Here is a 26,017-nt window from a genome sequence, read left to right as displayed (position 1 = left end):
GTGGCTGACGCACACCTTCCGCCACGATACGACCCGGGGTCACGGCGCGCCCCCCGGCCGCCGGCCGCCGGTCACCGGCCGTCGGCCCCCCGCTCAGCCGAAGAAGACCCCGGCCTCCGCGTACAGCGCGGGATCCACCGTCTTCAGCTTCGCCGTCGCCTCGGCGATCGGCACCCGGACGATGTCCGTCCCCTGGAGGGCGACCATCTTCCCGAAGTCCCGCTCCCGAACCGCGTCGATCGCGTGCAGGCCGAAGCGGGTGGCGAGCCAGCGGTCGAAGGCGCTCGGCGTGCCGCCGCGCTGCACGTGGCCCAGTACGGTCGTCCGCGCCTCCTTGCCGGTCCGCGCCTCGATCTCCAGCGCCAGCCACTCCCCGACGCCCGAGAGCCGGACGTGCCCGAAGGAGTCCTTCGTGGCGTCTTTCAGCACCATCTGGCCGTCCTTGGGCATGGCGCCCTCGGCGACGACCACGATCGGCGCGTAGCTCGCCCTGAAGCGGGAGGTCACCCACGCGCAGACCTGGTCGACGTCGAAGCGCTGCTCCGGGATGAGGATGACGTTGGCGCCGCCCGCCAGCCCCGAGTGCAGGGCGATCCAGCCCGCGTGCCGGCCCATGACCTCGACGACCAGGACCCGCATGTGCGATTCGGCGGTGGTGTGCAGCCGGTCGATGGCCTCGGTGGCGATGCCGACGGCCGTGTCGAATCCGAAGGTGTAGTCGGTCGCCGACAGGTCGTTGTCGATGGTCTTCGGGACGCCGACACAGGGGATGCCGTAGTCCTCGAACAGCTTCGCCGCGACCCCGAGGGTGTCCTCGCCGCCGATCGCGATCAGCGCGTCGACCTCGTACTTGCCGAGGTTCTCCTTGATCCGGCGCACCCCGTGCTCCACGGTGAACGGGTTGGTGCGCGAGGAGCCGAGGACCGTGCCGCCGCGGGGCAGGATGCCGCGGACCTCCGGGATGCCGAGCGGCACGGTGGCGCCCTCGACCGCGCCGCGCCAGCCGTCCTTGAACCCGATGAAGTCGTACGCGTACTCCTGGACGCCCTTGCGCACCGCCGCACGGATGACCGCGTTGAGCCCGGGGCAGTCGCCGCCGCCGGTCAGCACTCCGACCTTCATGGAATCTTCCCTTCGCCAAGGGGCCCGCTGAGCCCGCACGGCGGCCACGCTAGTGGTGACGCAGGTCACCCGACCCGGGCGCGGAGGGTCGTTTCCAGAGGATTCAAGGGCGGCTGCGCACTCACGTTCACTCGTACGGGAATTCGTACGATTACACGCGGTTCCCACCCGGTCGCACGCTTCCGCCGCGCGGTGCTACGCGTCGTCGAGGCCCCGCTCGATCGCGTACCGGACCAGCTCCACCCGGTTGTGCAACTGGAGCTTGCCCAGGGTGTTCTGGACGTGGTTCTGCACCGTGCGGTGGGAGATGACCAGGCGCTCCGCGATCTGCTTGTACGACAGGCCCTTGGCCACCAGCCGCAGCACCTCGGTCTCCCGGTCGGTCAGCTGCGGCGCCTTGCGCTCGTCGGCGGCGGCCGGGGCGGGGTCGCCGGCCAGGCGGCGGTACTCGCCGAGGACCAGACCGGCCAGGCCCGGGGTGAAGACCGGGTCGCCGACCGCGGTGCGGTGCACGGCCTCGATGAGTTCACCGGCGCCCGCCGACTTCAGCAGGTAGCCCGTGGCGCCGGACTTGACCGCCTCCAGTACGTCGGCGTGCTCGCCGCTGGCCGACAGGACGAGCACCCGCAGGGCGGGGTCGGCGCCGACCAGTTCCTTGCAGACCTGCACGCCGGGCATGCCGGGCAGGTTGAGGTCGAGAACGAGGACCTGGGGCGCGGCGGCGCGCGCCCGGCGGACCGCTTCGGGTCCGTCGCCCGCCGTGGCGACCACGTCGAAGCCCGCGGCGGCGAGGTCGCGGGCGACGGCGTCGCGCCACATCGGGTGGTCGTCGACGACCATCACCTTGATGTCGGCCGCGCCCGCCCGGCCGCCGGAGCCGGATCCGTCGCGTCCTGCGTGACCCGTGTGTCCTTCGTGTCCGGTGTTCATCAGGAACCCGTCCTCCCCCTCGGTACTTTCAGTTCCACTTCGGTGCCCTGGCCCGGTACGGAGACCAGCTCGGCGGTGCCGCCCAGGTCCCGCAGCCGCCCGCGGATCGACTGGGCCACGCCGAGGCGGCCTTCGCCCGCGGCCTGGTCCAGGCGGCCCGCCGCGATGCCCGGCCCGTCGTCCCGGACCGTGACGATCACCTCCTCGCCCCAGTCCTCGACCAGGATCCAGGCCCGGGCCCCCTCGCCCGCGTGGCGGCGGACGTTGTCGAGGGCGGCGCCGACCGCGGCGGCCAGCTCCCGCGCGGCGGGCGCCGGGAGCGGGACCGGGGCGCCCGGTTCCGCGAAGCTCACCCGCGACCCGGCGTGCGGGGCCAGCAGGGACCGCAGGTCCAGCTCCCCGTCGTCAGCGCCCGGTTCCTCCACGTCCACGCAGTCCACGAAGGCGCCCCGCGACTCGTCGCGGGAGACCCGGGAGGGGGGCACGAGCCCGCTGGAGACCAGGGTGCGCAGCGCCACCTCCTGCTCGCCCGCCATCCGGCCCAGCTCGGCGGCCTCACCGCCGACCTCCGCGCCGCGCCGCTGGACCATGGCGAGGACCTGGAGGACCCCGTCGTGGATGTCGCGGGCGAGGCGCTCGCGTTCGCGGGTGGCGGCCTCGATCTCCAGGGCGCGGGCGAGCGTCGCCTCACTGGCCCGGGCGACCTCGACGACGTACCCGATGGCTATGGAGGCGACCCAGACCAGCAGCACGTTGTGCAGGGTGTCCCGGGTCGGTTCGCCGCGCTGGATCACGATGTTGGCGACGGCGACGACGGTGGAGGCGAAGCCGGCCCAGCGCCAGCCGCCCTTGATCGCGAAGGCCAGGACGGCGCCCGCGGTCCAGATCGACGGCAGGGTCGGCCCGCCGCCGGCGATCCGCGCCTGGGTGTCGGCGAGCGGGGTCAGCAGGATGCCGAGGACCGCGACCGCCAGGTCGCAGCCGAGGAACACCTTGGTGCACCGGGCCGCATTGGCCACCCGGGAGAAGGTGGCCAGGGTCCACAGCACGAGGAGGCCGAGGTAGCAGCCGGCCACCCAGGGGCGGTCGAACTCGCGGTGGGCGAAGCCGAAGAGCAGCACCGCGTAGACGGCGGTGAGCAGCCGGTAGGCGGTCAGCGCCCGCCACAGCGGCAGCTCCACCGACATGCGCACGACGCGCTCGCGCTTGGCCATCTCCCCCACCCCTTACGGGCGGCGGCCCCGCCGGAACCCGCCCGGACCCGCCCGCCCCGCACCGCTCACGTCCCGCACCGCGCCCTACTTCGGCCCGGTGCCCGCGTCCTTGTCCCGGGCCGCCTTGTCCTGGGCTTCCTTCGCCAGGGCTTCCCTCGCCTTGGCCTCCGCCGCCTGGTCGGCCTTGGCGGCCTTCTCGGCGTCGGCGATCTGCCGCTTGGCGGCCGTCGCGTAGATGTCGACGTACTCCTGGCCGGAGAGCTTCATGATCTCGTACATGACCTCGTCGGTCACCGAGCGCAGGATGAAGCGGTCGCCGTCCATGCCGTGGTAGCGGCTGAAGTCGAGCGGCTTGCCGATCCGGATGCCCGGGCGCATCAGCTTCGGCATCACCTTGCCGGGCGGCTGGATCTTCTCCGTGTCGATCATCGCCACGGGGATCACGGGGGCGCCGGTGGCCAGCGCCACCCGGGCCAGCCCGCCGGGCTTGCCGCGGTACAGGCGGCCGTCGGGCGAACGGGTCCCCTCGGGGTAGATGCCGAACAGCTCACCGCGCTCGATGACGTCGATGCCGCTCTTGATCGCGGCCTCGCCCGCGCCGCGCGCGCCGGATCGGTCCACCGGGAGCTGGCCGACGCCCTTGAAGAAGGCGGCCGTCAGCTTGCCCTTGACGCCCGGCGACGTGAAGTACTCCGCCTTGGCGATGAAGGTGACCTTCCGGTCCAGCACCGCGGGCAGGAAGAAGGAGTCCGAGAAGGAGAGATGGTTGCTCGCGAGGATCGCCGGCCCCTCGGCGGGAATGTTCTCGAGGCCCTCCACCCAGGGCCTGAAGGCGAGCTTCAGGGAGCCGCCGATGGAGAACTTCATTGCGCCGTAGATCAACTCGAAAGCCTTCCTTTGTCTGTCGAACAGACCTTAACCCGTGACCGCCCTTGTGACGGCCCGACGACCCTGGTCGGTGTCAGCGCGGTCGCGTACGGTGAAGTCACACAGCGCACCCGCCCCCAGAACGTGATGATCAAGGAGAATCAGGTGCCCGTCCTCCCTGGAGCCGAGCCGTTCCGCCACGAGGGCGGAGAGGTCGGTGTCCTCCTCTGCCACGGCTTCACCGGTTCTCCGCAGTCGCTGCGCCCCTGGGCCGACTACCTGGCCGAGCGCGGGCTGACGGTGTCGCTGCCGCTGCTCCCCGGGCACGGGACCCGGTGGCAGGACATGCAGCTCACCGGCTGGCAGGACTGGTACGCCGAGGTCGACCGGGCGCTGCGGGAGCTGCTGGAGCGGTGCGAACAGGTCTTCGTCTTCGGGCTGTCGATGGGCGGCGCGCTCTCGCTGCGCCTCGCCGCGAAGCACGGGGACGCGATCAGCGGCCTGGTCCTCGTCAACCCGGCCAACAAGGTGCACGACCCGCTGGCCTTCGCGCTGCCCGTCGCCCAGCACTTCGTCCGCTCCACGCCGGGCATCGCGAGCGACATCGCCAAGGAGGGTTCGCGGGAGGTCGGCTACGACCGCGTCCCGACCCGGGCGGCGCACTCGCTGCGCCGGTTCTTCCGGCTCGTGGACACCGAACTGCCCCAGGTGACGCAGCCGCTGCTGCTGCTGCACAGCCCGCAGGACCACGTCGTCCCGCCCGCGGACTCGGCGCGGATCCTGGCCCGGGTGTCCTCCACCGATGTCACCGAGACCCTGCTGGAACAGAGCTACCACGTCGCGACGTTGGACCATGACGCGGAGCGGATCTTCGCGGACAGCTACGCGTTCATCGGGCGGCTCGCGCAGAGCATCGGCAGGGAGGGGGCGGCCAGCGGTGGCTGAGCACGAAGAGTCGTCGGGCGGCGTACCGCCGCTGGACGAGGAGGCGGCGTGGGCGGCGATCGTCGCCGGATACGGGCAGGAACCGCCGGACCCGCCGGGGTCACGGCCCTTCAGACCGATCGAGAACCTGATGCTGCCGGAGGACGACGTGGCGGCGGAGCCGGTGGCTCCGCCGAAGCCGTCGGATCCGAAGCCGGCGGGTCCCGAACCGGTCGCGGACGCCGGGCCGGCGGGGCCGCCGGTGCTGGGGAGTTCCGTGGTGTTCGCCCCGGGCGTGGGGGTCGGTCCGCGGGACCACTCCCTGCCGGAGGCGTCGGCGGGCTCCGCGGATGCGGGTGCGGACGCGGGTGACGGGGCGGACGAGGGGCACTTCGTGCCGCCGGAGCCCCCGCCGCTTCCGTCGGGCGACCCGACGTCCCGTTTCGCCTGGCTGGCGGTGGTGGGCGGGCCGCTGCTGCTGCTGGTGGCGGTGCTGCTCCAGTGGGAGATGACCTGGTGGCTCACGACGCTGGGCATCGGCGGCTTCCTGGGCGGGTTCGCGACGCTGGTGGCGCGTATGGCGAGCGGTGACGACGACGAGGACGACCACCCGGGCCGCGGCGCGGTGGTCTGACCCCGCCCCCTGCCCTCAATCGCCGGGCGGGCTGGTGTGACACCGGTCGGCTGCCGCCCCCGGCCCGTCGCCGCCTCCGGCGAGGGCCCTCAAACGCCGGGCGGGCTGAACTGCTGCCCTCAAACGCCGGGCGGGCTGGTGTGACACCGGTCGGCTGCCATCCCCGGCCCGTCGCCGCCTCCGGCGGGCCCTCAAACGCCGGGCGGGCTGGTTCTGCCCGGCCCAGCAGTACGCGGCACAACCCTGACGCCCCTCCCGGTCCGCCCCGCGGCAGTCCCCAGGCCCAGCCACCTCAAGCCCGCCCGGCGATTGAGGGCCCCCGCCGGAGGCGACACCCACCGGAGGCCACACGGGCGGGGGCGGCTAGCTCGCCGGGAGGCGGAGGGCGGCCAGGACCGGGTAGTGGTCGGTCGCGGCACGCAGGTCCGCGACCGAGACCCCCGGCAGTCCCACGGGGACCCCGCAGCCCAGCACCTCCACCCCCCGCGAAGCGAACACGGCATCGATCCGCCGCGCCGGATCCGTCCGCACCCACGTGTGCTCCCCGCCCCACGGCGCCACCGCCCAGCAGTCCTGCAGCTCCGCCGCGAGCCGCCGGAAGGCCGGCCCCTCCGGCCGCTCGTTGATGTCCCCGGCCGCCACGACGTACGGGACGTCCATCCCGGCCAGCCGCTCCAGCAGCAGGCCCGCCTGCTCGTACCGCTCCGCCGCCCGCAGGGACAGGTGCGCGCTGAGGACGCCCACCCGGACGCCCCCGATCCGGACCACGGCCGTCGCGAAGCCGCGCCGGTGCTCCCCGGGGGCGAGCGGCAGCAGCACGTCCTCGGTCCGTTCCACGGAGGCCCGCAGCGAGCACAGCAGCAACGGCCCGGCAGCCGTCGCACCCCCGCTCAGCACCACCAGGTCCGTCTTCGACGCGAGGCGCGCCGCGTGTTTGCGCCAGCGGAAGAACCGCGGCGCTTCCTGGATGAAGACCAGGTCGGGGGCGCACGCCCGGATGACCCGGACCAGCGCTTCCTCGTCGTCGCGCAAGGAGCGCACGTTGTAGCCGAGCACCCGGATCACGGCGGAACCGTCGGGCTCGGTGAGCGATGCGGGCAGCGGAGGCACGTCCACGGCCATGTCCACGGGCAGGTCCATACGGACCAACCTATGCAGCTGCCCGCCGCTCCCCCAGGGGGCGCGACGGGCAGATTGCGAGAGGAGCGAACTCAGCCCTGGCGGGCCAGGTCGGCCGCGCCGACGAGCCCGGCCTTGCCGCCGAGCTGGGCGGCGAGGACCTGCGCGTGCGGCCGCCAGGCGCCGCCGACCAGCCAGCGCTTGAAGGACTTGCGGATCGGGTCGAGGACGAGGTCGCCCTCGTCCGAGACCCCGCCGCCGACGATGAACGCCGACGGGTCGAAGAGCGAGGCCAGGTCGGCCAGACCGGCGCCCGCCCAGCGGGCCAGCTCGCGGAAGGCGTCGACCGCCACCAGGTCGCCCGCGCGCGCGGCCTCGCTGATGTGCTTGCCCTCGATGCCCTCGGGCGTGCCGTCGCCGAGCGCGAGCAGCGTCGTCGCGTTCTCGGGGGTGGCGTTGGCCCGCTGCCGTGCGTACCGGACGAGCGCGCGCCCGGAGGCGTACTGCTCCCAGCAGCCCTGGCTGCCGCAGCCGCACAGCAGGCCGTCGGGGACGACCCGGATGTGCCCGAACTCGGCGGCGACGCCGAACCGTCCGCGGCGCAGCTTGTTGCCGATGATGATGCCGCCGCCCAGGCCGGTGCCGAGGGTGATGCAGATGACGTCGTCGTGGCCCTGGCCGGCACCGAAGCGGTACTCGCCCCAGGCCGCGCAGTTCGCGTCGTTCTCGACGACGACCGGCAGGCCGATGCGCTGCTCGACCTTGTCCTTGAGCGGCTCGTGCCGCCAGTCGATGTTGGGTGCGAAGAGCACCGTCGCGCGCTTGTCGTCGACGTACCCGGCGGCGCCGATGCCGACGGCGTCGATGGTGTGGCTGCTGCCGACTTCGGACACTGCGGCGCAGATCGCGTCGGTCACGCCGTCCGCGGTCGGCGGGGTGGGCACCTTGTACGTCTCAAGGATGGTGCCCTCTTCGTCGACCACGCCGGCCGCGATCTTCGTGCCGCCGATGTCGACGCCGATGGTGAGTCCCATTAGTCCCTCGGTTTCCGGTCAAACCCCGCCGGGGCCCACGGTACCCGAGGGCTGGACGGGAATCAGTCGAGATCGATGCGCTCGGCGGGGCCGGATCCGTCGTCGTCGCCCTTGCCGTCCGTCGTACGCTCCCCCGCGCCGTCGCCCGCGCCCTGTCCGCGGGCGCCCGCGCCGGGGGCCGTGCGGGGCGAGGGCTCGTCCCGGGTCCAGCGGCGCTCGTGGCCTTCGACGGCCGAGCGGTAGGCGGCGAGCAGCTCGGATCCGGCGGCCGCAAGGTGGTCGAAAACCTCGGGGTTGCGCTCGATCACGGGCTTGACGGCGCTCTTGGCCTGGCTGACGAACTGGCGGGCGGCGCCCTGCGCGGCCATGCCGATCAGCGGGTTGTTGAGGCCCGCGACCTTGTCGGCGACGGCTTCGAAGAGCTTGAAGAGTTCCTCGGCCGGGCTCCCCGGGTCGGTGGGGCCCCCGCCGTGCGGCCCCTGGCGGGACCGGCGCCGTTCCCGCTCGGCGGCCAGGTCCTCGGCGCACGCCCTGGCCCAGGCGTCGTCGTCTGCGGGACGGTCGGTTGCCTCGCTCATGGCGGACTCTCCTGGGCAGGCTGCGGGGCGGTGGGAACACCCTCGACGTTACCCGAACGGCGGCACCGCGTTCAGGGTGCGACCGGCCACTGGCCCGGGTCCGGGGTGAAGCGGATGCGCAGCGTCCCCTCGTGCAGGCCCGCGCCGGAGACGGTGCAGCGGCGCAGCGCGGAGGGCAGCGAAACGATCCTGCGGAACGGGCCGGCCGTCAGCAGCAGCTCGTCCCCGCGCCGGACCAGGTCCAGGTCCTCCTTGACCGCGCCGGGGAGCGCGGCCGCCCAGACGAGCACCCCGTCCTCGGCGAGGCGGTCCTCGACCGCCCAGGCGCGGCGCGGCCCGGCGGGTACGTCCGCCAGCTCGTCCCGCGGGTCGAGCGCGGCCAGGTCCCCCGGACCGCGCGGGTCCGCGCCCAGGTGGTCAAGGGCGAGCCGGGCCGCGCCGGGGTGGGCCCCGGACCAGGCGGCGGCGTACTTCTCCTGCTGCGCGGCCAGTCCGGCCAGCCAGGGGTCCGCGGAGTTCCGGGGCACCAGCCGGTTGGCCACGACGGCCCCGACGGGCAGCTCGTGCAGGGCCAGTCCGAGCATCCCGAGCCGCAGCGCGCCGTCGGCGCCCGGTCCCGGCTCGGCGACCACTCGTACGGAGGTGGTGTCCGCCTCCACGACGGCCTGGACGGCGGCCAGTTCCTCGTCCCAGCGCGCGGCCGCCTCGTACAGCCACTGCGCGGGCATGGGGACGCCCGCCAGCTGGGCCAGTACGGGCCGCAGCGCGCGGGCGGCCTGCCGCTGGGCGGGCAGCAGCCGGGCCAGGTAGCGGCGCAGCTGGGCCGGGAGCGCGAGGGTGGCGACGGCCTGGTGGAAGGGCGGCATGTCGACCACCACCAGGTCGAAGGTTCCGGCGCGGGCGGCGCCGGCGGCCCGGCGCAAGGCGCGCAGCAGGGCGAACTGTTCGGCGCCGGGGAGTTCGGTGAGTTCCTCGGCGCCCAGGGGCCGTGCGCCGAGCATGCCGAGGACGGTGGCGCCGCGTTCCTGGAGGGTGACCAGCTCGGCGCGGAACTCGTCGGCCGAGTCGATCCGGGCGGCCCAGATGCCGTCGGCCGCGACGGGTACCGCCGTGAGCCCGGGCGCCACCCTGGCCGCCGCCCCGAGGGCCGGGCCCAGCAGGGTGCCCAGCGGGTCACCGGGGTCGCCGGAGAGGACCAGCACCCGCCGTCCGCGCCGGGCCGCCGCGAGGGCGGTGGCGGCGGCGACGGTGGTGCGGCCCGCCCCGCCGGGGCCGGTGATCAGCAAGGTGTGCACGTACGACGGCTCCGGGTCGGGTACTGCGGGTTCGGCGGGTGCGCGATGCGCGAGGGGCGGCGGGCCGCGACCGGTTCTAGACGGCCTCGACGCGCTTCTTCAGGCCGGCCAGCGCGCGGTCGATGATGACCTTCTCCGCCTTGCGCTTGATCATGCCGAGCATCGGGATCTTGACGTCCACGGTCAGCTGGTAGGTGACCTCGGTGCGCTTGCCGCCGTCGAGCGGGGCGAGCCGGTAGGAACCGTCGAGCTGGCGCAGCATCTGCGACTTGTCGAGGGTCCAGCTGACCTCGTCCGCGCCCTTCCAGGTGTAGTTGAGCGTGTGGTCGTCCTTGATCGCCCCGGCGTCGAGCAGCAGGCGCACCTTCTCGGCGCGGCCCGCGGCGTCGGAGGCCAGCACCTCGGCCTCCTTCACCTCGCCGGTCCACTCGGGGTAGCGCCCGAAGTCGGCGATCACGGCCATGACGTCCGCCGGCGCCGCGTCGATCGTGATGCTCGAGCTGGTGTGTTCCGCCATCGCGGTCGCTCCTCCGGGCTGGTGGCACCTCCCAGCGGCAGCTGGGGACGTGCGGGAAGTGTCGCGGCCTGCGGCCGCCGCGTGAAGGCTACCGCGCGGGCGGGCCTCACCACTCCAGGGCCCAGGGCCTTCCGGTCGACGCGAAGTGCCCCACGTTCACGCACTCGGTGGCGCCGATCCGCATCCGGCTGGCCAGCGGCTGGTGCACGTGTCCGAAGAGGGCGTACCGGGGCCGGGTCCGGCGGATGGCGTCGAGCAGGGCGGCGCTGCCGCGTTCGAAGCGGCGGGCCACGGTGTCGTAGCAGAGCTCGGGGACCTCGGGCGGGATGTGCGAGCACAGGACGTCGACCTCGCCGAGCGCCTCGATCTTGGCGGCGTACTCCTGCGGGTCCACCTCGTACGGGGTGCGCATCGGCGAGGGCAGGCCGCCGCCGACGAAGCCGAAGACCCGGCCGCCGATCTCCACGCGCTCGCCGTCGAGGACGGTGGTGCCGGGGCGGGCGTACTGCGGCCAGAGCGAGGGGATGTCGACGTTGCCGTAGGTGGCGTAGGTGGGGGTGGGGAAGGCGGCGAACATCTCCTCGTACTGCCGGCGCACCGCGCCTTCGATGACCTGCTCGCGGTCCAGGCCCGCCCACAGCTCGCGGCCCAGCGCGCGGGCCTCCTCGAAGCGCCGCTCGGTGCGCAGGGCGACGATCCGGTCGGCGTTCTCGACGCCGAAGAGGTCCGGGAAGATGCCGCGCGAATGGTCGGCGTAGTCCAGGAAGAGGACCAGGTCGCCCAGGCAGATCAGGGCGTCCGCGCCCTCCCCGGCCCGGGCCAGCGCCTCGGCGTTGCCGTGGACGTCGCTGACGACGTGGACCCGCGTGCCGCTCTTGGTCCCCGCGTCCGCCGTGCGTTCGTTGCCGCTTTTCACACCACCCATGCAGTCACCCTAGGGGTGCGCGGGGGCGGGCCGCCGCCGGGGTGGGGCGGATCTCGTGCAGCTGCCCGGACCTGCGGTTACTTCCGGGTCCCGAAGGGGGTCGACTACGCTCGGGTGGGTACGGCGGCGTCGTGTGACGCACGGAACATCTGGCCGGTTCCCTCTATCGGGAACCCACTACTCGTGGGTAACGTCCGGTCGGTCCACATCGTGGCGATGGCGCCCAGAGGAGCAGCAGTCTTGCGCGAGTTCAGCCTTCCGGCCCTGTACGAGGTCCCGTCGGACGGGAACCTGACGGATCTCATCCGCCGCAACGCCGCTCAGCATCCGGCCACCGCCGTCATGGCGCGCAAGGTCGCCGGCGCCTGGCAGGACGTCACCGCGACCGAGTTCCTGGCGGAGGTCCGCGCCACGGCCAAGGGCCTGATCGCGGCGGGCGTGCGGCCCGGCGACCGCGTCGCCCTGGTGTCGCGGACCCGCTACGAGTGGGTCCTGATCGACTTCGCGATCTGGAGCGCGGGCGCCGTCACCGTCCCCGTGTACGAGACCAGCTCGGCCGAGCAGATCCAGTGGATCCTCGGCGACTCCGGCGCGGCCGCCGTGATCGTCGAGAGCCCCGGGCACAGCGCGACCGTGGCCTCCCTGCGCGACCGGCTCCCCGAGCTGCGCGAGGTCTGGGAGATCGAAGCGGGCGCGCTGGAGTCCCTGCGCGCCGCGGGCGCCTCGGTCACCGACGCGGAGGTCGACGAGCGCAGCGGCCTCGCCAACGCCGACGACCCGGCCACCATCGTCTACACCTCGGGCACCACCGGCCGCCCCAAGGGCTGCGTGCTGACCCACCGCAACTTCTTCGCCGAGTGCGGCAACGTGGTGGAGCGCCTCAGTCCGCTCTTCCGCACCGGCGAGTGCTCGGTCCTGCTCTTCCTCCCGGCCGCCCACGTCTTCGGGCGCCTGGTCGAGGTGGCGGCGGTACTGGCCCCCATCCGGCTCGGCTGCGTGCCGGACATCAAGAACCTGACCGACGAACTCCAGTCCTTCAAGCCCACCCTCATCCTCGGTGTGCCGCGCGTCTTCGAGAAGGTCTACAACTCGGCGCGCGCCAAGGCACAGGCCGAGGGCAAGGGCCGGATCTTCGACGCCGCGGCCGAGACCGCGATCGCCTACAGCCGCGCGCTGGACGCCCCGGGCGGCCCGTCCTTCGGGCTCCGGCTCAAGCACAAGCTGTTCACGAAGCTGGTCTACTCCAAGCTGCACACGGTCCTCGGCGGCCGCGGCGAGTACGCGATCTCCGGCGGCGCCCCGCTCGGCGAGCGGCTCGGCCACTTCTTCCGCGGCATCGGCTTCACCGTGCTGGAGGGCTACGGCCTGACCGAGTCCTGCGCGGCGACCGCTTTCAACCCGTGGGACCGGACGAAGATCGGTACGGTCGGCCAGCCGCTCCCGGGGTCGGTCGTGCGCATCGCGGACGACGGCGAGGTGCTGCTGCACGGCGAGCACGTCTTCAGGGAGTACTGGAAGAACGAGACGGCGACCGCCGAGGCCCTGGCCGACGGCTGGTTCCGTACGGGCGACGTCGGCACCCTCGACGAGGACGGCTACCTCACGATCACCGGGCGCAAGAAGGAACTCATCGTCACCGCGGGCGGCAAGAACGTCGCTCCCGCGGTGATCGAGGACCGGATCCGCGCCCACGCGCTGGTCGCCGAATGCATGGTGGTCGGTGACGCGAGGCCGTTCGTGGCCGCGCTGGTGACCATCGACGAGGAGTTCCTCGGCCGGTGGGCGGCGGAGAACGGCAAGCCCGCGGGTTCGACCGCGGCGTCGCTGCGCGAGGACGCGGACCTCAACGCCGCCGTCCAGCAGGCGATCGACGACGGCAACGCGGCGGTCTCCAAGGCGGAATCGGTGCGGAAATTCCGCATTCTGCCCTCCCAGTTCACGGAGGAGTCGGGCCACCTGACGCCGTCGCTGAAGCTGAAGCGCCATGTGGTGGCGAAGGACTACGCGGACGAGGTCGAGGCCCTCTACCGCGGCTGAGCCCCACGTCCGCCCGGCCGGGCGGGGCTAGCGCGGGTCCTCGGCGAGGATCCGCGCCATGTTCCGCTCGGCGAGCGCGGTGATGGTGAGGAACGGGTTGACCCCGAGGGAGCCCGGGACGAGCGAGCCGTCGACGACGTACAGGCCCCGGTAGCCCTTGGCCCGGCCGTAGTCGTCGGTGGCGGCGCCCAGCACGCAGCCGCCCAGCGGGTGGTAGGTGAAGTTGTCCGCGAAGTTCCTGTTGCCGCCGAACAGGTCGTAGCGGTAGATCGTGGCGTTGGCCCGGTTGATCCGGTCGAACAGGCGCCTCGCGGCGTCCACGGACGGGGTGTTCTGGTCCCGGGTCCACCGGAGCCGCGCCGAGTCGGTGGCCGCGTCGTAGGTGAAGTGACCGCGCTCCGGGTTCCTGGTGATCGCCAGGTACATCGAGATCCAGTGCTCGAACCCCATCGGCAGCGGCGCGATCTCGGCGAAGACGGGGTTCGAGGGGTTGTCCCAGTCGTCGATGCCGAGGGCGGGCATGGTCGCCTGGTGGGCGCCGACCGTGTCCCACAGGTGGTTGGCCCGGGCGGTCATCACGTTGCCGTTGTGGCCCCAGCCGCGCCCGACCTCCTCGCTCAGCCCGGGCAGCGCCCCGGTCTCGCGGGCGCGCAGCAGGATCTCGGTGGTGCCGAGGCTGCCCGCGCCCAGGAACAACTGCCCGCAGCCCAGTTCGCGGGTCTGGGTGACCCGCCCGGTCAGGTCGCTGGTCCGGACGGTGAGGACGTAGCCCCCGGCCGGGTCCTGGCGTACCGCGACCACGCGCTGCATGGTCTCGATGGTGACGTTGCCGGTGCCGAGGGCGGCGGCGAGGTAGGTCTTGTCGACGCTCTTCTTGCCGTGGTTGTTGCCGTAGATGACCTCGCCCGCGAGCGCGGACTTCGTGGCGGTGCCGGCCGCCTCGCGCTGCATGTACGCGAAGTCGTAGACGTTGGGCACGAAGGTGGTCTTCAGGCCGGTGTTCCGGGCGTGCTTGCGGGAGATCCGGGCGAAGCGGTACCACTCGGTGGACTCGAACCAGGACGGGTCGATGTCGTTGACACCGAGCATCTGCCGGGCCCGCGGGAAGTAGGTCCCGTACATCTCGTCGGCGTCGACCCGGGGCAGCACCTCGGTGAAGTACGCGCGCCTGGGGGTGGGCGCCATGCCGCCGTTGACGAGGGAGCCGCCGCCGACGCCGCGGCCGACGTAGACGGACATGTCGCCGTAGTTCACCCGGTCGAGGACGCCGGGGTAGGGGCTGATGTCGCGGTTGACCACGTCGAGCCAGAGGAACTGGGCGAGCGGGGCCTCGGTGCGCGTGCGGTACCACATGGAGCGCTGGTCGGGGGCGGAGGTGGAGGGGAACACCTTCCCGTCGGAGCCGGGGGTGTCCCAGAGCCGCCCCATTTCGAGGACGACGGTCCGTACGCCCGCCTGACCTAGCCGCAGGGCGGCGACGGCGGAGCCGTAGCCGGATCCGACGACGATGGCGGGGGCGTACTGCGCGGCGGCGGGCTCGACGGCGGCCGCGGCGGACGGTCCGATCCGGGTGAATCCGAGGGCGGCCGCGCTCTGGAGGGCGCCGAGTCCCAGGAGGTGACGGCGCGTCAGTTGGGGTGTCATGCTCGCATCATGGGCGGAATCGTAACGTCCACCCAGATGCCGTATTGACAGATATCTGAGTAACAGTCAGACATGGCCAGGAGTGATCATCTTCGGTGCCGCGCCCTTCAGGAACGGCCCCTCCCCGGGCAATGCCTGTCACAGCAACCCGCGCAGCCGCTCCGCCAGCAGGTCCCAGCGCCACCGCTCCTCCACCCAGGCCCGGCCCCGCTCCCCCATCGCCCGGGCCAGCGCCGGATCGAGGAGCAGGGTGACGATCCGGTCCGCCGTGTCGCTCACCGAGCCGCCCCGGACCACCCAGCCCGTCTCCCCGTCCAGCACCGCGTCCGGCGCGCCCCCGGAGTCCCCCGCGACCACCGGCAGGCCGGTCGCCGACGCCTCCAGGTAGACGATCCCGAGGCCCTCCACGTCCAGCCCGCCCCGCCGGGTCCGGCACGGCATCGCGAAGACGTCGCCCGCCCCGAAGTGCGCGGGCAGCTCCCCCCACGGCAGGGCGCCGGTGAAGCGCACCGCGTCCACGACCCCGGCGGAGGCGGCCAGCGCCCGCAGCGCGCCCTCGTACGGCCCGCCGCCCACGATCAGCAGCACCGCGCCCGGCACCTCCGCGCGGATCAGCGGCAGCGCCCGGATCAGGGTGTCCTGGCCCTTGCGCGGCACCAGCCGGGACACGCACACCACCACCGGCCGGTCCGCCAGCCCGAGCCGGGCCCGGATGAGGTCGCCGCCCGACCCGGGGTGGAAGGTCTTCTCGTCGACCCCGGGCGGCAGCCACGCCATCCGCGCCGCGGCCTCCTCGCCGAGCGCGCCCGCGATCCGCGAGCGGGTGTACTCCCCGAGGTAGGTGACCGTGTCCACGCCCTCGCCGATCCGGTGCAGCAGGCCGCGCGCGCCGGGCAGCTGGGCCCAGCCCGCCTCGTGCCCGTGGGTGGTCGCCACCACCCGCCGGGCGCCCGCCCGGCTCAGCGCGGGCCCCATCAGGGCGAGCGGGGCGGCGGCGCCGAACCAGACGGCCTCGCAGCCGTGCTCGCGCAGCAGGGCGGTGGCCCGGTGGGTCACGCGGGGGGTGGGCAGCAGCATCGTCGCCGGGTCCCGGACGACGGGGAAGGGCTGCGCCGCGTCGAAGACCGCGGTGGCGGCGGCGGCCTCCGCGCCCCGCTTCCAGGTGGAGGCGTAGACGACCACCCGGCCGGGGTCCAGGCGCAGTGCCATGTTGTGGAGGAAGGCCTGGATGCCGCCCGGACGTGGCGGGAAATCGTTGGTCACGATCAGCGTCTTGTGCATCGTGCGGCGAGGCTACCGCTCACCGCAGCTCCTCCCGCAGGGTCGACTGCCACGTTCGGGTGAGCGCGGAGAGGTCGGTGTCCAGGGCGTCGCGCAGGGCCGTCGGCAGCGGCCTCCGGCCCGCGTCGGCATAGAGCCTGACCAGGGCCGCCTCGCCCCAGCGGTCGGCGATCAGCCGGCACGCCAGCCAGGCCCCCTCGTAGGCGCGGGCCATCGCCTGCGCGTCACTCCCGAAGGTGAACGCCTCGTTCGGGGGGAGCGCGGACGGAAGTTCACCCCGGCCCACGGCCCGGCGCAGGGCCGGGGCGGCCTCCGCCGGCGTGCGCCCGGTCGAGCGGTACGCCACCCAGTCCGCGAAGCCCTCGGAGAGCCACAGCGGGGTCGCGGCGGTGGTCGCGGAGCGGGTGGCGACGTGGGTGCTCTCGTGGGTGAGCACCACTTGGCGGCCCGGCTCGCTCAGGCCCTCGTACGCCTGCGGGTTGACCACCACCCGGTCGGCCGGGGCCGGGGAGACGCCGACCAGTCCGGTGGTCACCGCCGCCAGCCCCCGGTAGGAGTCGGCGGGCCGCCCCAGCAGGGCCGCCATCGCGTCCAGGCCCGCGGGGACCACGACCACCACCCGGCCCGCCCACGGCCGCGGCCAGGCGGCGCTCACCTCGGGCACGGCCCGCCCGGCCACCACCGCGACCTCTTCCAGGCTCTCCCGGGACCGCCCGGAGGCGCCCAGCACCAGCGCTCGGTCCCCGCGCACCACGCTCACCGGGCCCTGGTCCCACAGCTGCGGCAGCGCGCCCGGCGCGGGCCGGTCACCGGTGACGTGCCATCCGCTGCCGTCCTGGCTCAGCGTCAGGGCGCGGCCGGAACCGGTGGGAGCGGCATCGTAGCCGGTGAGCCGGTAGCGCAGTTCGGCGCGGACATCGGCCCGGGCGCCGTCCCGGCGCACCGAGGTGACCTCGTACGTCCAGCCCTCCAGCGGGACCGCGGCGAGCGCCGCGGGGGGCCGGGCCGACCAGGCGGCCACCGCCGCCCGCACGGCCCGCTCGGCGCCGTCGGGCGGAGCCGCCGGGCGGGCGCAGGCCGACCCGCCGACCAGCAGCACGGCGAGCAGCGGGAGCAGCGCGCGCAGGGGACCCCGGACCATCCGGCGATCGTACGCGCGGAGGGCGCCCGCGCGATCACGGGGCGGGCTCCCCCGGAGGCGGGTCTCCTCAGGGGCGGGTCACCGAGGACACCGGCATCATCCCGACCGGGTCGTAGCGCACGGCGGCCCCCGGGTAGGGGGCGTGCACCACCTGGCCGTTGCCGACGTACATCCCGACGTGGCTGGCGTCGGAGCGGTAGGTCACCAGGTCGCCCGGCCGGGCCTCGGAAAGGGAGACCCGGCGCCCCGCGTGGCGCTGCTCCTGCGAGGTGCGCGGCAGGGAGACGCCCGCCTGCCGGTAGGACCAGACCATCAGCCCGGAGCAGTCGAACCCGGACGGCCCGGTGGCGCCCCACACGTACGGCCGCCCGATCGCGGCCCGGGCGGCCCGCACGGCGGCCGCGGCGCGCCCGGAGGAGGCGCCGCCGGAGCCGGGCGGTTCGGGCAGCGCGCCGGCCCGGTCGGCGGAGCGCGAGGACCGGTCGAAGGAGGCCCGTTCCTCCGACGGCATGGCGTTGAGCAGCCGCTGGGCGGCGGCGAGCTTGGCGGTCACGGACCGCTTGTGGCGGGCCGTGTCGGCGCGCAGCCCGTCGAGTTCGGCGAGCTTGCGGGAGGCCTCGCGGCGCTCCTGGTCCAGCGTGCGCTGCTCCTCGCGCAGTTCGTCGAGCTGCCGCGCCTGGCGGTCGGTCAGCCGGTCCAGCGCGCTGGCCTTGTCGAGGTACTCGTCGGGGTCCTCGGAGAGCATCAGCTCGACGGCCGGGTCGAGGCCGCCGGACTTGTACTGGGCCCCGGCGAAGCTGCCGAGCACCCCGCGCATGGTGTTGATCCGGTCCTGGCCGCGGGCCACGGCGTCCTGGGCGCGCAGGACTTCGGCGCGCAGCTTCGCGCTGCGCTCCCCGGCCGCGTTGAAGCGTTCGGTGGCCTGCTCGGCCTCCTCGAACAGCCGGTCCACCTGGGCCCGGGTACTGACGGGCGGATCCGCGGGGGCCGCGCCGGCCGGTCCGCCCGTCAGGGCGACCGCGGCGGTGGCCGCGGCGGCGGTCAGCACGGTGACCCTGGTGTTCCGGTCGTGCGCCGTAGGCGCGGGCCGGCGATGGGATGCCACGTCGAGCAGCTCCCTTCCGCTAGCGCGGGGCCCGGGTCCGCCCCCCGTGGGCGGCCGTGTGCCGGGTTCCGCGCTGGCAGACAGTAGCGGCCCGCTCACGCACCGGCCAACGACCGTGGGCGGGCACGCACGGTGACGCCCCGCCGGAGACCCAGGTCACCGGCGGGGCGAGGGGGCGCGGAGCGCCCTGGTAATTCGCCCGGATGGGCGGTCCGCGGCGCGTCCGCGGGCATGACCCTCCCGGGGAAGGTCCACGGGGAGGGATCAGCCCGCGACGCGGACGCCGAACTGGAAGGGCATGTTGCGGACGGCCTCGTACTTGACGCCGCCGCGCGGGTTGGAGGCGTGCAGCGTCATCCCGTTGCCCGCGTACAGGCCGACGTGGTGCAGGTCGTCGTAGAACAGGATCAGGTCGCCGGGCTGGAGTTCGCTCAGGCTCAGGTGCCGGCCCGCGTTCGCCTGGTCGTAGGTGACGCGCGGGAGGTCCACGCCGGCCTGGCCGTAGGCCCACTGGACCAGGCTGGAGCAGTCCCACGAGTCGGGGCCCGTGTCACCCATGTGGTAGGCGTCGCCGAGCTGCGTCTTGGCGTTTTCGAGGGCCTGCCCGGCGCGGCCGGAGCCCTTCGCGCCGCCGCCGAGGTTCGCGCGGTCGCCGTCGCTGCGGCTGGCGCGCTTCTCGTCCTCGCCGAGCTTCGCCCGCTCGTCCGCGCTCAGGGAGTTGAGGACCGCCTGCGCCGCGGCCAGCTTCTCCTGGGCGGCCTTCTTCTTCTCGTCCAGTTCCTTGCGGGTGGCCGCGAGGTCGGCGAGCTTGCCCGAGGCCTCCTGCCGCTTCTGCGCGAGACTGCGCTGCTTCGCCTGGATCTTCTGGACCGCTTCGACCTGCTTGCCGCTCAACTGCTCCATGGTGGAGGCCTTGTCGAGGTAGCTGTCGGGGTCGCCGGAGAGGAAGAGCGCCAGCGAGTTGTCGATGCCGCCGGTGCGGTACTGGGCGCTCGCCATCGAACCGAGGGCGCTGCGCAGGGTGTTGAGCTCGTCCTGCCCCTTGGCGACCTGGTCCTGGAGCTGGCTGATCTCCTTCTCCAGCTTGTCCTGGCGCTCCTTGGCTCCGTTGGCCTTCTCGGCGGCCTGTTCGGACTCCGTGTAGAGCGCGTCCACCTCGGCCTTGGCCTCGTCCTTGCTCGGCTGCGGAGCGGCGGAGGCGCCGTTGGCGGAGAGGACGACGGCCGCGGCGGCGGTGGCCGTCAGGACGGTCACGCGCAGGCGGCTCGGCTGCTTGGGTCGACGGTGGGACGCCACGGGGGCGAGCTCCTTCTTCCTAGAGCCGCCGGAGCACGCACACCCGGCAGCCCCTTCGGCCGGCACCCCGAATGAGTGATCCATCGCACGAAGGTTTGGGCCGACCCTAGTGACCCTCCTGTGATCAGTTCAAATCCTGGCGGCAAAAAAATCGGTCACCGACCAGCTTCTTTACTTTCACCCCACGCGCGGTAGCGGTCACTTGACGGTACGTTCCGAAAATCCCGGCAAATGACCCATGCCGCCCAGGGGTTACGAAACGCGCGAAAGCCGCTTCAGCAGCAAGGCGGACGTCACCGGCCGCGCCCCCGCCTTGGCCACCCCGTCGGCCACCTCGCGGTCGGTGGAGACCACGACCACCGGGCGCCCGGGCGGCTCCGCGCGCACCAGCTGACGGATCAACTCGTCCGCCGTGACGCCCGCCTTGGAGAACAGCACCCGCACCCCGCGCGGCGGCGCCAGCAGCACCGGCGCGGCCAGCTCGGCCCCGTCGAAGACGCAGGTCATCTCCGCACCCGTCTGCGCGGCCAGCATCGAGAGCCCGCCCAGCAGCCGCAGCCGCTGCTTCTCCAGCGGCATCGTCGGATAGCCGGTCTTGGTCACGTTGTAGCCGTCCACCACCAGATGGGCCTGAGGCAGCGCCAACAGCTGGTCCAGCAGCGCCGGATCCGTCTCCGACAGCGCCCGCGCCGCGATGTCCTTCGGGGTCATCCGGCCCGGCTCCACCGCCTCGACCGTGTCCGCGGGCCGCGTCGAGACCGGCGGCAGCGCCAGCTCCCGGCGCAGCCCCTGGGCCGCTTCGAGCACCGTGTCCAGCAGCAGCCGCAGCCGCATGTCCTCGATGCTGCGCCCCTCGCGGGTGGCCCGGCGCGAGGTCTCCAGCGCCGACTCCACCTCCGCCAGCCGTGACTTCAGCCGCCGGGACTCGCTCTCGGCGGCCACCACCCGGGCACCGGTCTCGCTGCGGATCCCGTCGATCTCGGCCATCACCTTGCGCAGGGCCGCCTCACCCCGCTTGACGTCGTTGAGCGCGCTGCGCAGCTTGCGCTGAAGCGATTCGGCTTCCTTGCGGGACGCCTCCAGCTCCGTGCGCACCTGCTCGCCGCCGTTGCGGTGCTGCTCGCGCAGGTGCGCCAGCTCCTCGCGCAGCCGCTCCAGTTCGCGCTGGGTCTCCTCGCCGACCCGCTCGGCGTCGGCGCGCTGCGCCTCTTCGCCGGCCGCGGCCACGAGTTTGACCCAGCCCGCGGGGCGCAGGACGTACGCGGCGGCCGCCACGTCGAGGGGGTCGGCGGCGGCGGGCGGCGCGCCGCACTCCAGGGCGGCCGACAGGTCCGGCTGGGCCTCGCGCAGCTTCTCGGCGACCCGGCCGCGGAAGACGGCGTCCGTCTCGACGGCGGCCGCCATGGCGTTGCCCGCGAACTTCGCCCGCCGGGTGGGGGTGAACCGGGCGTACTGGCGCAACTGGCCCGGAAGATCTGCGACCGTCAGGCCGCCGAAGGCGTCCGAGACCAGCGCGACCACCCGGCGCCGCACGCCTTCGGGCAGCGGGCGGTCGAGCACCTCCGCGGCGTCGCCGGCCGCGTCGGCCGGCTCAGCGCCGCTTGCTGGCTCCACGATCCGTCACCCCTACCGTTACGTCCTGACCGCGGGCCCGGACTCCCTAGGAGTCCGCACCCGGCCGGTCCACGAGTTCGATCTGGTCCACCGCGTTGCACCAGCGGCAGCGGACCGACTCGATGGTCTCATTGACCACCTCGCGCTCCTCGACCTTGGGCTCCCCGGCGAGGTCCAGGTGGACGTACTCCACGACCTTCGACGAGCGCGTGACGTCGAACCGCGTGAGGTTGCCGCACAGCGTGCAGCGCCACCGGGTCGTCTCGGTCGGCAGGGGAACCGTCATCGGGCCGCTCACTCCTTCGTCGCTGTTTCAATTAAAGCGGTCCGCGCCTCTCGGCGGGGACCGCAGCTCGTAACCCTACGGCCTGACGCCGCTTCCGCGCGGGGTGCCGTCCGCTGCGCGGGACGCGGCGGGGCGAGCTGCCCGGGTCCCTCCGGTTACGCCATGCTCTGTCCCATGAGCGTATGGTGGCGGACCGTCCGCGAGGCCGCGCGCGGCCCGGTGGTGACGTACGCGCTGATCGCGGCCTGCGCCGTCGTCTTCGTCATGAGCCCGGCCTCGGGGCTCAACCCGGTCTACGGCACGGGCGAGCGGCTGATCGCCTCCGGCACGGCGTACTTCCGGCACTGGGGCGTCGTCCCGGACGAACTCCTCGGCGGCGGCCGCCGCGCCCTGCTCACCCCGCTGACGGCGCTCTTCGTGCACGGCGGCTGGCTGCACCTGCTGGGGAACTGCCTCTTCCTCTACGTCTTCGGCGCGATGGCCGAGGAGCGGATGGGGCGCGCGCAGTTCCTCGTCTTCTACGTCACCACCGGCTACCTCGCGCTGGCCGCCTACGCGGCGGCCAACGCCACCTCGGACCAAACCCTGGTCGGCGCCTCCGGGGCCATCTCGGCCGTCCTGGGGGCCTTCCTGTGCCTCTTCCCCAGAGCCCGGGTGACCAGCCTCTTCCCGTTCCTGTTCTTCGTACCGCTGCGCTTCCCGGCCTGGATCGTGCTGCTGTTCTGGTTCGGCCTGCAGTGGCTGGCGGCGCACCGCGCCGGGAGCGGGCCGGGGGTGGCGTACCTGGCCCATGTGGTGGGCTTCTCGGGCGGGTTCCTGTACGCGTGGGTCCGATATCGGCGTACGACTAGAGTGAGGCGACCAGCGACGGCCACCGAGGGAGACAGCCAGCCGTGATCACCGCGATCGTGCTCATCAAGACCAGCGTGGACCGCATCCCCGAGATCGCCGAGTCGATCGCCGCGCTGGAGAACGTCAGCGAGGTCTACTCCGTCACGGGTACGTACGACCTCATCGCGCTCGTCCGGGTGCCGCGCCACGAGAACCTCGCGGACATCATCCCCGGCCGCATCAGCAAGATCCCGGGCGTGGAGGCGACGGACACCCACGTGGCGTTCCGCACCTACTCCCAGCACGACCTGGAGGCGGCGTTCGCGATCGGCCTCGACGCGTAGCGCCGGCCGCGGCCTTTTCGCCTCAAACGCCGGCGGGGCTGGGGGTATGGCCCCTGGCCCGGGTCGGTGGTCCGCCTCAAACGCCGGCGGGGCTGGGTATGGCCCCTGGCCCGGTGGTGGCGGGCCGCGGCCGTGCCGGTGCCGCGCACGAGCGTCTCCTCGGCTCGCGGCCTCACCCGGTTCGGAGAAAGTCCCCAGCGGTGGCCGCTCGTCCTGCGGGGACACTCCTGCCCGTCCCCGTCCCGACCCCGACCCGCGGCGTGGGCCCGGCACCGGGGGATCCCAGCCCCGCCGGCGTTTGAGGCGAACGGCCGCGGGCCGGGACGCCCACCCCCGGGCCAGGGGGCATACCCCAGCCCCGCCGGCGATTGAGGCGAGCGTCAGACGGCCGGGACGCAGCGGCCTTCTTCCGTGCGGTACGTCCACTGCGCCCCCTGCGCCACCAACTCCCGCACGGCCCCCACGAACCGCTCCACGTGCTCGTCCGGCGTACCCGCCCCGAAGCTGACCCGGATCGCGTTCAGCGACCGCTCCCCCGGCTCCGCCTCCGGCGCCCCGCACTCGCCCGGCTCCTGCGGCGCGCTGCCCAGCAGGGTCCGGACCAGCGGGTGGGCGCAGAACAGGCCGTCGCGGACCCCGATCCCGTACTCGGCGGAGAGCGCGGCGGCGAAGTGCGAGCTGTTCCAGCCGTCCACGACGAAGGAGATGACGCCCACGCGCGGCGCGCCGTCACCGAACAGGGACAGGATCCGCACGGCCGGGACCTCGGCCAGGCCCTCGCGGACCTTCGCGATCAGGTGCCGCTCCCGCGCGACCAGGGTGTCGAACCCGGCCTCGGTCAGCGCCCGGCAGGCGGAGGCGATGGAGTAGACGCCGATGACGTTCGGGGAACCGGCCTCGTGGCGGGCCGCGGTGGTGTGCCACTCGACGTCCACGCCGCCGTCCTCGCGCCGGGCCACCTTCCGGGAGGCACCGCCTCCCGCGAGGTACGGCTCGGCCTCCTGGAGCCAGTCGGCCCGCCCCGCGAGCACGCCCGAGCCGAAGGGCGCGTACAGCTTGTGCCCGGAGAAGGCGACCCAGTCGACGTCCAGGTCCTGCACCGACACCGGGTGGTGCGGGGCGAGCTGGGCGGCGTCCAGGACGATCCGCGCGCCGTGGGCGTGCGCGGCGGCGGCGAGTTCCTTGACCGGCCACAGTTCACCGGTGACGTTGGACGCGCCGGTGACGCAGACCAGCGCCGGGCCGTAAGGCTCGCGGTCGGCCAGCGCCCGCTCCAGCGTGGCGACGGCCTCGCCCGGGGTGCGCGGGGCGTTCAGGTAGGTGACCCGGGCGTCGCGCCAGGGCAGCAGCGAGGCGTGGTGCTCGGTCTCGAAGACGAAGACCTGGCAGTCGGCCGGGAGCGCCTGGCCGAGGAGGTTCAGCGAGTCGGTGGTGGACCGGGTGAAGATCACCTGATCGGCGGGGCGGCAATCGAGGAACTCCGCGACCGTGGCCCGGCTCTGCTCGAAGAGGTCGGTGGAGAGCTGCGAGAGGTACCCGGCCCCGCGGTGCACGCTGCCGTAGTAGGGGGCGTACGCGGCCACGTCGTCCCAGACCCGCTGCAGCGCCGGGGCGCTGGCTGCGTAGTCCAGCGCCGCGTAGGTCACTTCGCCGCCGGTGACCAGCGGCACGGTGACGTCCCGGCCGAGCACCTGGAGCGGCTCGGCACAGGCGGCGTCGCAGGCGGCGCCGACGCTCGTGTCAGCGGTGGAGGTGGTGGCGGCGTTCAGGGATGCGGACATGGCGGTATCTCCCGGCAGGCAGGGGTGAATGGCTTCAGGGGGCCCGTACGCGGCCGCGGAGGCGGGGTACGGGGAGTCCCGGGAGACGGGGTGCGCCGGCGGTACCGGAGGTACGCGGACAGGACCCTGTTCCGGGGGGGGTGAAGAAGGGGCTTGAGCGCCCTATCGCATTCGCTTGCTCACGGAAAACGCTCCTCGAGAGACCAGGACCCCTGGATTCGAGGGATCCGCGCTTGCCGCAAGCCTCGCTGCCTGCGGCCTGGTCATCACCCGGGGCACCCCGCCACGGAAGGAGGGTTGCCGGACAGCAAGCCGGGGCCTAAACGCTGTCACTCGTGACCTGGTCTGCATCCTGCCACACGATCTCCCGCGCACAAGCCCCGGTCCGCATGTCGGAACCGGGGCCCGGCGCGAAACCGACCCTGCTCAGGCGTTGCTGGCCTTCACCCACCGGTCCAGCGCGGCCAGGGCCGCACCGGAGTCGATCGACTGCGCCGCCCGGGTGACGCCCGCCGCCAGCTGCTCCTCCAGCGTGCCGCTGCCCGGGTCCAGGGCCACCAGCGCGGCCGCCGAGTTCAGCAGCACGGCGTCGCGCACCGGGCCGCCCTCCCCCGCCAGCAGGCGCCGGGCGACGTCCGCGTTGTAGGCGGGGTCGGCGCCCCGCAGCGCGAAAACATCGACCAGGGAAATGCCGATGTCGCGCGGGTCGAAGCCCTGCTCGGTGACCTTGCCGTCGCGCACCCACCACACCCGGGAGGTCGCCGTGGTGGTCAGCTCGTCGAAGCCGTCGTCGCCCCGGAAGACCAGTGCGGAGGAACCGCGTTCGGCGAGCACGCCCGCCACGATGGGGGCCATCCGGGGGTCGGCGACGCCGGTCGCCTGCGCCCGCACCTTCGCGGGGTTGGTCAGCGGGCCCAGCACGTTGAAGGTGGTCCGGATGCCCAGTTCCCTGCGGGCGCCCGCGACGTACCGCAGCGCCGGGTGGAACTTGACGGCGAAGCAGAAGGTGATGCCCGCCTCCTCGGCCACCTCGGCCACCCGCGCGGGGGTCAGGTCGAGGTTGACGCCCAGCTGCTCCAGGACGTCGGAGGCGCCGCTGGAGGAGGACGCGGCGCGGTTGCCGTGCTTGACCACCTTGGCGCCCGTCCCGGCGACCACGATCGCGGACATCGTCGAGATGTTGACCGTCTTGGCGCCGTCGCCGCCGGTGCCGACGATGTCGACCGTCCGGCCGGGGACCTCGATCAGGTTGGCGTGGTCGTACATGGTCCGTACGAGGCCGTTGATCTCGGCGACGGTCTCGCCCTTGGCACGCAGCGCGACCACGAAGCCCGCGATCTGGGCGTCGGTCGCCTCTCCGCGCATGATGCGGTCCATCGCCCACGCCGTGTCGTCCGCGCCGAGGTCGCGGCCGTCGAGCAGGGCGTCCAGTACGGCAGGCCAGGTGCGGGCCGCCACGCTGTCGCCGCCCGCCGGGGTCACAACGTTCATGGTCCGC

24 protein-coding genes and 1 riboswitch are annotated in these 26,017 nt (G+C 73.6%); of the genes, 5 read left to right on the top strand and 19 right to left on the bottom strand.

From position 1 onward, the window contains the following. Positions 1 to 93: 93 nt before the first annotated feature. The 4 genes from ABZY31_RS15280 to ABZY31_RS15265 form a co-directional block, all read right to left on the bottom strand. The gene (locus ABZY31_RS15280) at positions 94 to 1,122 is read right to left on the bottom strand and encodes a 6-phosphofructokinase (protein ID WP_356409756.1); all 1,029 of its coding nucleotides are present in this window, start codon (positions 1,120 to 1,122) and stop codon (positions 94 to 96) included. A 195-nt stretch (positions 1,123 to 1,317) separates the two neighbouring features. Beyond that, positions 1,318 to 1,962, bottom strand: coding sequence for a response regulator transcription factor (locus tag ABZY31_RS15275; protein ID WP_356409792.1), 645 nt, complete (start codon positions 1,960 to 1,962; stop codon positions 1,318 to 1,320). An 89-nt stretch (positions 1,963 to 2,051) separates the two neighbouring features. Then, complete coding sequence (locus ABZY31_RS15270) at positions 2,052 to 3,266, bottom strand: DUF5931 domain-containing protein (RefSeq protein WP_356409753.1); 1,215 nt, start codon at positions 3,264 to 3,266, stop codon at positions 2,052 to 2,054. Positions 3,267 to 3,350: 84 nt separating this feature from the next. Beyond that, entirely contained in the window at positions 3,351 to 4,133 is a 783-nt protein-coding gene (locus ABZY31_RS15265; RefSeq protein WP_356409789.1) for a lysophospholipid acyltransferase family protein, read from the bottom strand. A 165-nt stretch (positions 4,134 to 4,298) separates the two neighbouring features. Here ABZY31_RS15265 and ABZY31_RS15260 point away from each other — a divergent pair, with 165 nt between their 5' ends. After that, positions 4,299 to 5,078 carry an alpha/beta fold hydrolase gene (locus tag ABZY31_RS15260; RefSeq protein WP_356409750.1) on the top strand — a complete coding sequence of 260 codons (780 nt, stop codon included), beginning with the start codon at positions 4,299 to 4,301 and terminating at the stop codon, positions 5,076 to 5,078. After that, positions 5,071 to 5,691, top strand: a complete 621-nt coding sequence (locus ABZY31_RS15255) for a hypothetical protein (protein WP_356409747.1) — start codon at positions 5,071 to 5,073, stop codon at positions 5,689 to 5,691. Before ABZY31_RS15260 ends, ABZY31_RS15255 begins: the two co-directional genes overlap by 8 nt. Before the next feature lie 363 nt (positions 5,692 to 6,054). Here ABZY31_RS15255 and ABZY31_RS15250 read toward each other — a convergent pair whose 3' ends face one another. The 6 genes from ABZY31_RS15250 to ABZY31_RS15225 form a co-directional block, all read right to left on the bottom strand. After that, positions 6,055 to 6,831 carry an endonuclease/exonuclease/phosphatase family protein gene (locus tag ABZY31_RS15250; protein WP_356409745.1) on the bottom strand — a complete coding sequence of 259 codons (777 nt, stop codon included), beginning with the start codon at positions 6,829 to 6,831 and terminating at the stop codon, positions 6,055 to 6,057. 71 nt (positions 6,832 to 6,902) lie between these two features. Continuing rightward, positions 6,903 to 7,844, bottom strand: coding sequence for an ROK family glucokinase (locus ABZY31_RS15245; RefSeq protein ID WP_356409743.1), 942 nt, complete (start codon positions 7,842 to 7,844; stop codon positions 6,903 to 6,905). 62 nt (positions 7,845 to 7,906) lie between these two features. Continuing rightward, entirely contained in the window at positions 7,907 to 8,422 is a 516-nt protein-coding gene (locus ABZY31_RS15240; protein ID WP_356409740.1) for a DUF5304 domain-containing protein, read from the bottom strand. A gap of 71 nt (positions 8,423 to 8,493) precedes the next feature. Further along, a complete protein-coding gene (locus ABZY31_RS15235) occupies positions 8,494 to 9,717 on the bottom strand; it encodes an ArsA-related P-loop ATPase (protein ID WP_356409737.1) in 1,224 nt (407 codons plus the stop codon). A gap of 76 nt (positions 9,718 to 9,793) precedes the next feature. Continuing rightward, a complete protein-coding gene (locus ABZY31_RS15230) occupies positions 9,794 to 10,234 on the bottom strand; it encodes an SRPBCC family protein (protein ID WP_356409735.1) in 441 nt (146 codons plus the stop codon). A gap of 106 nt (positions 10,235 to 10,340) precedes the next feature. Beyond that, positions 10,341 to 11,159: a metallophosphoesterase gene (locus tag ABZY31_RS15225; protein ID WP_356409733.1), complete on the bottom strand. Its 819-nt coding sequence runs from the start codon at positions 11,157 to 11,159 to the stop codon at positions 10,341 to 10,343. Positions 11,160 to 11,399: 240 nt separating this feature from the next. Here ABZY31_RS15225 and ABZY31_RS15220 point away from each other — a divergent pair, with 240 nt between their 5' ends. Then, positions 11,400 to 13,196: an AMP-dependent synthetase/ligase gene (locus ABZY31_RS15220; RefSeq protein WP_356409730.1), complete on the top strand. Its 1,797-nt coding sequence runs from the start codon at positions 11,400 to 11,402 to the stop codon at positions 13,194 to 13,196. Positions 13,197 to 13,223: 27 nt separating this feature from the next. On the opposite strand, the gene ABZY31_RS15215 is transcribed toward ABZY31_RS15220, so the two are convergent. From ABZY31_RS15215 to ABZY31_RS15185, 7 genes are all read right to left on the bottom strand, one after another. Continuing rightward, positions 13,224 to 14,840 carry a GMC oxidoreductase gene (locus ABZY31_RS15215; RefSeq protein WP_356409727.1) on the bottom strand — a complete coding sequence of 539 codons (1,617 nt, stop codon included), beginning with the start codon at positions 14,838 to 14,840 and terminating at the stop codon, positions 13,224 to 13,226. A 138-nt stretch (positions 14,841 to 14,978) separates the two neighbouring features. After that, on the bottom strand, positions 14,979 to 16,121 hold the full coding sequence (locus tag ABZY31_RS15210) for a glycosyltransferase family 4 protein (RefSeq protein ID WP_356409724.1): 1,143 nt from the start codon (positions 16,119 to 16,121) through the stop codon (positions 14,979 to 14,981). A gap of 19 nt (positions 16,122 to 16,140) precedes the next feature. Next, positions 16,141 to 17,262, bottom strand: coding sequence for a hypothetical protein (locus ABZY31_RS15205; RefSeq protein WP_356409721.1), 1,122 nt, complete (start codon positions 17,260 to 17,262; stop codon positions 16,141 to 16,143). A gap of 67 nt (positions 17,263 to 17,329) precedes the next feature. Continuing rightward, the gene (locus ABZY31_RS15200) at positions 17,330 to 18,367 is read right to left on the bottom strand and encodes an NlpC/P60 family protein (protein ID WP_356409718.1); all 1,038 of its coding nucleotides are present in this window, start codon (positions 18,365 to 18,367) and stop codon (positions 17,330 to 17,332) included. Between the two features lie 264 nt (positions 18,368 to 18,631). Further along, positions 18,632 to 19,663: an NlpC/P60 family protein gene (locus tag ABZY31_RS15195; protein ID WP_356409715.1), complete on the bottom strand. Its 1,032-nt coding sequence runs from the start codon at positions 19,661 to 19,663 to the stop codon at positions 18,632 to 18,634. A gap of 252 nt (positions 19,664 to 19,915) precedes the next feature. Continuing rightward, positions 19,916 to 21,280 carry an NYN domain-containing protein gene (locus tag ABZY31_RS15190; RefSeq protein WP_356409786.1) on the bottom strand — a complete coding sequence of 455 codons (1,365 nt, stop codon included), beginning with the start codon at positions 21,278 to 21,280 and terminating at the stop codon, positions 19,916 to 19,918. 43 nt (positions 21,281 to 21,323) lie between these two features. After that, positions 21,324 to 21,563, bottom strand: coding sequence for a hypothetical protein (locus ABZY31_RS15185; protein ID WP_356409713.1), 240 nt, complete (start codon positions 21,561 to 21,563; stop codon positions 21,324 to 21,326). A 162-nt stretch (positions 21,564 to 21,725) separates the two neighbouring features. Here ABZY31_RS15185 and ABZY31_RS15180 point away from each other — a divergent pair, with 162 nt between their 5' ends. Beyond that, positions 21,726 to 22,460: a rhomboid family intramembrane serine protease gene (locus ABZY31_RS15180; RefSeq protein WP_356409711.1), complete on the top strand. Its 735-nt coding sequence runs from the start codon at positions 21,726 to 21,728 to the stop codon at positions 22,458 to 22,460. Next, the gene (locus ABZY31_RS15175) at positions 22,457 to 22,738 is read left to right on the top strand and encodes an Lrp/AsnC ligand binding domain-containing protein (RefSeq protein WP_351040466.1); all 282 of its coding nucleotides are present in this window, start codon (positions 22,457 to 22,459) and stop codon (positions 22,736 to 22,738) included. The genes ABZY31_RS15180 and ABZY31_RS15175 overlap by 4 nt, the downstream gene beginning before the upstream one ends. Before the next feature lie 380 nt (positions 22,739 to 23,118). Here the strand turns inward: ABZY31_RS15175 and ABZY31_RS15170 are convergent, their stop codons facing one another. Both ABZY31_RS15170 and trpD read right to left on the bottom strand, forming a co-directional pair. Further along, positions 23,119 to 24,519: an aminotransferase class V-fold PLP-dependent enzyme gene (locus ABZY31_RS15170; RefSeq protein WP_356409708.1), complete on the bottom strand. Its 1,401-nt coding sequence runs from the start codon at positions 24,517 to 24,519 to the stop codon at positions 23,119 to 23,121. Positions 24,520 to 24,743: 224 nt separating this feature from the next. Next, positions 24,744 to 24,860, bottom strand: a riboswitch (SAM riboswitch). Between the two features lie 85 nt (positions 24,861 to 24,945). Then, positions 24,946 to 26,010, bottom strand: coding sequence for an anthranilate phosphoribosyltransferase (trpD, locus tag ABZY31_RS15165; RefSeq protein ID WP_356409705.1), 1,065 nt, complete (start codon positions 26,008 to 26,010; stop codon positions 24,946 to 24,948). Positions 26,011 to 26,017: the final 7 nt, after the last annotated feature.

This window comes from Streptomyces sp. NPDC006529, assembly GCF_040611795.1.
Lineage (GTDB): Bacteria > Actinomycetota > Actinomycetes > Streptomycetales > Streptomycetaceae > Streptomyces.
The sequence above is the reverse complement of the archived record's forward strand: the minus strand, read 5'-3'. Positions and strand labels throughout refer to the sequence as shown.